The organism is Kitasatospora sp. NPDC001664 (assembly GCF_053596675.1).
Genome location: NZ_JBSFGS010000073.1, coordinates 1 through 6459 on the forward strand (window position 1 = coordinate 1; position 6459 = coordinate 6459).

Annotated in this window: 6 protein-coding genes and 1 rRNA gene; 4 read left to right on the forward strand and 3 right to left on the reverse strand. The window is 69.8% G+C overall.

Features of this window, described 5'->3' with window-relative positions; genetic code table 11:
* Positions 1–29: 29 nt before the first annotated feature.
* Positions 30–146, forward strand: a 5S ribosomal RNA gene (gene rrf, locus ACWCYY_RS40455).
* 54 nt (positions 147–200) lie between these two features.
* Here rrf and ACWCYY_RS40460 read toward each other — a convergent pair.
* Together ACWCYY_RS40460 and ACWCYY_RS40465 are read right to left on the reverse strand one after the other, a co-directional pair.
* On the reverse strand, positions 201–695 hold the full coding sequence (locus tag ACWCYY_RS40460) for a DinB family protein (RefSeq protein ID WP_449798937.1): 495 nt from the start codon (positions 693–695) through the stop codon (positions 201–203).
* Positions 692–1150: an N-acetyltransferase family protein gene (locus tag ACWCYY_RS40465; RefSeq protein ID WP_449798938.1), complete on the reverse strand. Its 459-nt coding sequence runs from the start codon at positions 1148–1150 to the stop codon at positions 692–694. Before ACWCYY_RS40465 ends, ACWCYY_RS40460 begins: the two co-directional genes overlap by 4 nt.
* 91 nt (positions 1151–1241) lie before the next feature.
* On the opposite strand from ACWCYY_RS40465, the gene recD2 reads away from it, so the two are divergent.
* The 3 genes from recD2 (at position 1242) to ACWCYY_RS40480 (ending at position 6187) form a co-directional block, all read left to right on the forward strand.
* Complete coding sequence (gene recD2, locus ACWCYY_RS40470) at positions 1242–3470, forward strand: SF1B family DNA helicase RecD2 (RefSeq protein WP_345288526.1); 2229 nt, start codon at positions 1242–1244, stop codon at positions 3468–3470.
* Positions 3471–3694: 224 nt separating this feature from the next.
* Positions 3695–4984, forward strand: coding sequence for a citrate synthase (locus tag ACWCYY_RS40475; RefSeq protein WP_345288528.1), 1290 nt, complete (start codon positions 3695–3697; stop codon positions 4982–4984).
* Between the two features lie 483 nt (positions 4985–5467).
* Positions 5468–6187, forward strand: a complete 720-nt coding sequence (locus ACWCYY_RS40480; RefSeq protein WP_345288530.1) for an SDR family NAD(P)-dependent oxidoreductase — start codon at positions 5468–5470, stop codon at positions 6185–6187.
* A gap of 62 nt (positions 6188–6249) precedes the next feature.
* Here the strand turns inward: ACWCYY_RS40480 and ACWCYY_RS40485 are convergent.
* A partial coding sequence (locus ACWCYY_RS40485) for a hypothetical protein (RefSeq protein WP_449798939.1) occupies positions 6250–6459 on the reverse strand: 210 nt, incomplete at its 5' end.

Sequence of the window (6459 nt, forward strand, 5' to 3'; positions counted from 1 at the left end):
TCATGGTGCGGTTGACAGTTTCATAGTGTTTCGGTGGTCATAGCGTGAGGGAAACGCCCGGTTACATTCCGAACCCGGAAGCTAAGCCTCACAGCTCCGATGGTACTGCAGGGGGGACCCTGTGGGAGAGTAGGACGCCGCCGAACAATCATTCAGAGAAGGCCTCCCGGCTTTGCCGGGGGGCCTTTTCGCATTTCCGGTCAGATTCCCGTCCGACCGTCCAGCGTCTCCCGGATGATGTCGGCGTGGCCGGCGTGCCGGGCGGTCTCCTCGATCATGTGGAGCAGCACCCACCGCAGGTTCCGGTGGGCCAGCTTGGGCCATGCGCACGGGGTGTCGAGAGGGAGGCCGGCTGCCAGCTCGCGGGACACGGCCGCCTGCTCCTCGAAGTACGCCCGCCACGCGGTGACGGTGTCGGTCTCGTCGACCTGGAAGTCGTCGTCGGTGTCGTCCGTCGAGAGGGGCCATTCGTCGGGGTGTTCGTGGCCGGCCAGGATGATCTGGAACCAGCGGCGTTCCCAGAGGGCCGAGTGCTTGAGGATGCCGAGCAGGGAGAGCGAGCTCGCGGTGGGGACGTGGCGGGCCTGCGCGTCGGTGAGGCCGTCGAGTTTGCGGAGCAGGGCGGTGCGCTGCTTGTCGAGGAAGCCGTTGAGGGCGTCGCGTTCGGTGTCGGTCGCGAAGGCGGGGGTGCTCATCCGAGGGCCAGTTTGAAGCCGAGGTGGGAGGCGGTGAAGCCGAGGCGTTCGTAGAAGCGGTGGGCGTCGGTGCGGGTGGCGTCGGAGGTGAGTTGGACGAGTTCGGCGCCGAGGGTGCGGGAGCGGTCGACGGCCCATTCGACGAGGGTGGTGCCGAGGCCGGTGCCGCGGGCGTCGGCGTGGACGCGGACGGCTTCGATCAGGGTGCGCGTGGAGCCTCGGCGGGAGAGGCCGGGGATGACGGTGAGTTGGAGGGTGCCGAGGACTTGGCCGGCGAGTTCGGCGACGACCAGGTGCTGGTTCGGGTCGTCGGCGATCAGGCGGTACGCGGCGAGGTAGGGGGTGAGGTCGTCGGGGGATTCGCGGGCGGCGCCGAGGGGGTCGTCGGCGAGCAGGGCCACGATGGCGGGGAGGTCGGCCTCGGTGGCCGGACGGATCGTCAGCTTGTCGGTCATGATCGTGAGGATAGGACGGATCCGGTACGGACTGTCACCGGGAGGCGGTACGGTGCGTAGCGCACGGTCACCGATCCGAGGGGGCAGCCCGATGGGTACTCAGCCCGCGCAGTCGCCGCAGCGTCAGCTCGCCCAGGTGGAGGGCGTGTTGGAGCGGATCACGTACGCCAACGAGGAGACCGGGTACACCGTGGCCCGGGTGGACACCGGGCGGGGGCAGCACGACCTGCTGACGGTGGTGGGGGCGTTGCTGGGGGCGCAGCCGGGGGAGTCGCTGCGGATGTTCGGGCGGTGGGGCTCGCACCCGCAGTACGGGCGGCAGTTCATGGTGGAGAACTACACGACGGTGCTGCCGGCCACGGTGCAGGGCATCCAGCGGTACCTGGGGTCGGGGCTGATCAAGGGGATCGGGCCGCGGTTCGCGGAGCGGATCGTGACGGCCTTCGGGGTGGAGACCCTGGAGGTGATCGAGAACGAGCCGAAGCGGCTGATCGAGGTCCCGGGGCTGGGGCCGAAGCGGACGAAGATGATCGCGGCGGCCTGGGAGGAGCAGAAGGCCATCAAGGAGGTGATGGTCTTCCTGCAGACGGTGGGGGTGTCGACCTCCCTGGCGGTGCGGATCTACAAGCAGTACGGGGACGCCTCCACCGAGGTGGTGCAGAAGGAGCCGTACCGGCTGGCCTCGGACGTGTGGGGCATCGGCTTCCTGACGGCGGACCGGATCGCGCAGGCGGTGGGGATCCCGCACGACAGTCCGGAGCGGGTGAAGGCGGGGCTGCAGTACGCGCTCTCGCAGAGCAGTGACCAGGGGCACTGCTACCTGCCCGAGGAGCGGTTGATCGCGGACGGGGTGAAGCTGCTGCAGGTGGACGTCGGTCTGGTGATCGACTGTCTGGCCGAGTTGGTGGCGGCGGAGGGGGTGGTGCGGGAGCAGGTGCCGGGGGAGGCGGGGGAGCCGGTGACGGCGGTGTACCTGGTGCCGTTCCACCGGGCCGAGGTGTCGCTGGCGAACCAGTTGCGGCGGCTGCTGACGGCTGACGTCGACCGTCTGCAGGCCTTCCAGGGGGTGGACTGGGAGGCGGCCCTGGGCTGGCTGGCGCAGCGGACGGGGGCCGAGCTGGCGCCGGAGCAGCGCGAGTCGGTGAAGCTGGCGCTGACCGAGCGGGTGGCGGTGCTGACGGGTGGGCCGGGGTGCGGGAAGTCGTTCACGGTGCGCTCGATCGTGATGCTGGCGCTGGCGAAGCGGGCCAAGGTGGTGCTGGCGGCGCCGACGGGGCGGGCGGCGAAGCGGCTGGCGGAGCTGACGGGGGCCGAGGCGTCCACGGTGCACCGGCTGCTGGAGCTGAGGCCGGGCGGGGACGCGGCGTACGACCGCGACCGGCCGTTGGACGCCGACCTGGTGGTGGTGGACGAGGCCTCGATGCTGGACCTGATCCTGGCGAACAAGCTGGTGAAGGCGGTGGCCCCCGGGGCGCACCTGTTGCTGGTGGGGGACGTGGACCAGCTGCCCTCGGTCGGGGCGGGGGAGGTGCTGCGGGACATGCTGGCGCCGGAGAGCCCGGTGCCCTCGGTGCGGTTGACCAGGATCTTCCGGCAGGCTCAGCAGTCGGGTGTGGTGACCAACGCGCACCGGATCAACGAGGGGTTGCCGCCGATCACCGACGGGCTGCCGGACTTCTTCCTGTTCGCGGAGGAGGACACCGAGGCGGCGGCCGGGTTGACGGTGGACGTGGTGGCCCGGCGGATCCCCCAGCGGTTCGGTCTGGACGCCCGGCGGGACGTCCAGGTGCTGGCGCCGATGCACCGGGGCCCGGCCGGCGCGGGGGCGCTGAACACGCTCCTCCAGGCGGCGGTCACTCCGGCGCGCGAGGGTCTGCCGGAGCGCCGGTTCGGCGGGCGGACCTTCCGCGTAGGTGACAAGGTCACCCAGATTCGCAACAACTACGAGAAGGGCCGGAACGGGGTCTTCAACGGCACGGTGGGGGTGGTGACGGACCTCAACGTGGAGGAGCAGCGGCTGACGGTGCGCACGGACGAGGACGAGGAGGTGCCGTACGAGTTCTCGGAGCTCGACGAGCTGTCCCACGCCTACGCTGTGACGATCCACCGTTCGCAGGGGAGCGAGTACCCGGCGGTGGTGATTCCGGTCACCACCTCGGCGTGGACGATGCTCCAGCGGAACCTGCTCTACACCGCCGTGACGCGTGCGAAGAAACTGGTGGTGCTGGTCGGATCACGCAGAGCGATAGCCCAGGCGGTCCGGGCCGTCAGCGCAGGTCGCAGGCACTCTGCGCTGGACCACCGGCTGGCGGTCGGCTGATCGGCGGGGCCGCTCCGACCTGATGGGTTGTCTTGACGTGAAGAGATTTACGGCGGAACCTAGTCTGTGCCGATCTTGTCCGGTTCATACCGGGTGGGGCGACAGCTTTTGTAGGTGCAGGGCCTTTCCGGCCCACCCCGGGTGCACGGTGATCGGCCCGATGGTGGATCGTAGAGTCAGTCAGGGCACCTTGGATGAGGATTCATTTCGTCGGTGAGGAAGACGTGAGCGACAACTCGGTAGTACTGCGGTACCAGGACGGCGAGTACGAGTACCCCGTCGTCGAGAGCACTGCGGGCAACGCCGGCTTCGACATCTCGAAGCTGCTCCCGCAGACCGGCCTGGTCACCCTGGACAACGGCTTCGGCAACACCGCCGCCTACAAGTCCGCGATCACCTTCGTGGACGGCGACAACGGCATCCTGCGCTACCGCGGCTACCCGATCGAGCAGCTGGCCGAGCAGGGCAGCTTCATCGAGACCGCGTACCTGCTGATCAACGGTGAGCTGCCGACCACCGAGCAGCTGGCGGAGTTCAGCAACGAGATCACCCAGCACACCCTGCTGCACGAGGACGTCAAGCGCTTCTACCAGGGCTTCCCGCGGGATGCCCACCCGATGGCGATGCTGTCGTCGGTGGTCGGCGCGCTGTCCACCTTCTACCAGGACAGCCACAACCCGTTCGACGCCGGCCAGCGCCACCTGTCGACGGTCCGGCTGCTCGCCAAGCTCCCGACCATCGCCGCGTACGCGTACAAGAAGTCGGTCGGCCAGCCGTTCGTCTACCCGCGCAACGACCTGAGCTACGTCGAGAACTTCCTCCGGATGACCTTCGCGGTCCCCGCCGAGGACTACGAGATCAACCCGGTCATCGTCAACGCGCTGGACAAGCTGCTGATCCTGCACGCGGACCACGAGCAGAACTGCTCGACCTCCACGGTCCGCCTGGTGGGCTCCAGCCACGCCAACCAGTTCGCCTCCATCTCGGCGGGCATCTCGGCCCTCTGGGGCCCGCTGCACGGCGGCGCCAACCAGGCGGTGCTGGAGATGCTGGAGGAGATCCAGAAGACCGGCGGCGACGTCGACACCTTCATCCGCAAGGTGAAGAACCGCGAGGACGGCGTGAAGCTCATGGGCTTCGGTCACCGCGTGTACAAGGCGTTCGACCCGCGTGCCGCCCAGGTCAAGATCCTGGCGCACGAGGTGCTCGGCCAGCTCGGCAAGTCCGACGAGCTGCTGGAGATCGCGCTCAAGCTGGAGGAGCACGCGCTCAAGGACGACTTCTTCGTCTCGCGCAAGCTCTACCCGAACGTGGACTTCTACACCGGCCTGATCTACCGCGCCATGGGCTTCCCGACCAGCATGTTCACCGTGCTGTTCGCCCTCGGCCGGCTTCCGGGCTGGATCGCCCACTGGCACGAGATGATCAACGACCCGGGCAGCCGCATCGGCCGTCCGCGTCAGATCTACACCGGCGTGGAGATCCGCGACTACGTGAAGCTCGAGGGTCGCTGACCCGGGAGGTCCTCACGGGCGCCCCACTGACGCGGAAGGGCCCGGCTGCCACTGGCAGCCGGGCCCTTCCGCGTTCCCGCGGCGCACGACGCCCGGGGGCGGTCCTGGTGGGCCCGGAACGGCCGCTCAAAGCGTTCCGAGCCCGTTACCGCTCCCCGGCGTCGTGCGCGAGGCCGCCGAAACGGTTCGGCAGCCGTACCGGGGCCCGCCGGAGCCCCGTCCCGACGGCCGGAGCCGTCGTACTACAAAGGTAAGACGTGTCCGGGGTCGCAAAGTTACGGGGAGGGGGTGTGAGTTGGCTCTCTCCACGCTCCGTGCATGACCGGGTGCATGGCCGGTACACGGCACATACCACACCATCTCAGACGGGCTACGTCACCCTCCCCACAGTCGCCGCAACCGAGCGTGATAGGAATCGACCCATTCCGGGACGGACCGCCGCGCCCTCAGCTGCGGTGGCCGGAGCAGGGAGGGAGTGCGCAGATGGCCAGGAACGTCGTCGTCACGGGCGGTGGCACCGGCATCGGGTACGAGGTGGCCCGCCGTTTCGCCGAGGCCGGCGAGCGGGTCGTGATCGTCGGCCGCCGCCGGGAGGTCCTGGAGAGAGCCGCCTCCGACCTCGGCCCGAACGTCTCCCCGCTGGTCTGCGACCTGGCCGACCCGGACGCGGTGGAGCACGCGCTGGACGCGCTGCCGGCCCAGGTGGACGTGCTGGTGAACAACGCCGGCAGCCGGGAGACCGTGATCGGCGGCGGCCCGCACGCGCTGCTGGCCCGCTGGCGCGGGGACTTCGAGCGGAACGTGCTCACCGTGGTGCTGCTCACCGAGTCGCTCCGCGACCGGTTCACCCAGGGCAGCGGGCGGGTGGTGACGGTCAGTTCGATCGCCGCCCTGCGCGGGGCCGGCTCGTACGGGGCCGCCAAGGCCTCCCTGCACGCCTGGAACCACTTCCTGGCCGCCCAGCTCGGCACCTCCGGCATCACGGCCAACATCGTGGCCCCGGGCACCGTCTCGGGCACCGAGTTCTTCGGCCCCCGCCTCGACGAGGCGGAGGTCTCCCGCCGGGCGGCCCGCACCCTGCTGGGGCGGATCGGCGAGTCCGGCGAGGTCGCGGCGGCGGTCTACTTCCTGGCCTCCCGGGAGGCGGGCTTCATCACCGGCGAGATCCTGCACTGCAACGGCGGGGAGCTGCTCGGCCGCTGAGACGCCGTCAGGGCCCGGGTCGGTCTGTCCGTCCCGGGCCCTGACGCTGCGTCGGCTCCCGGTCAGCGGGCCGCGTCGAAACGGCGCAGGCGCAGGCTGTTGGTGACCACGAAGACCGAGGAGAAGGCCATGGTGGCCCCGGCGACCACCGGGTTGAGCAGTCCGGCGGCGGCCAGCGGGATGGCGGCGACGTTGTAGGCGAAGGCCCAGAAGAGGTTGCCCTTGATGGTGGCGAGGGTGCGGCGGGAGAGCCGGATGGCGTCGGCGGCGGA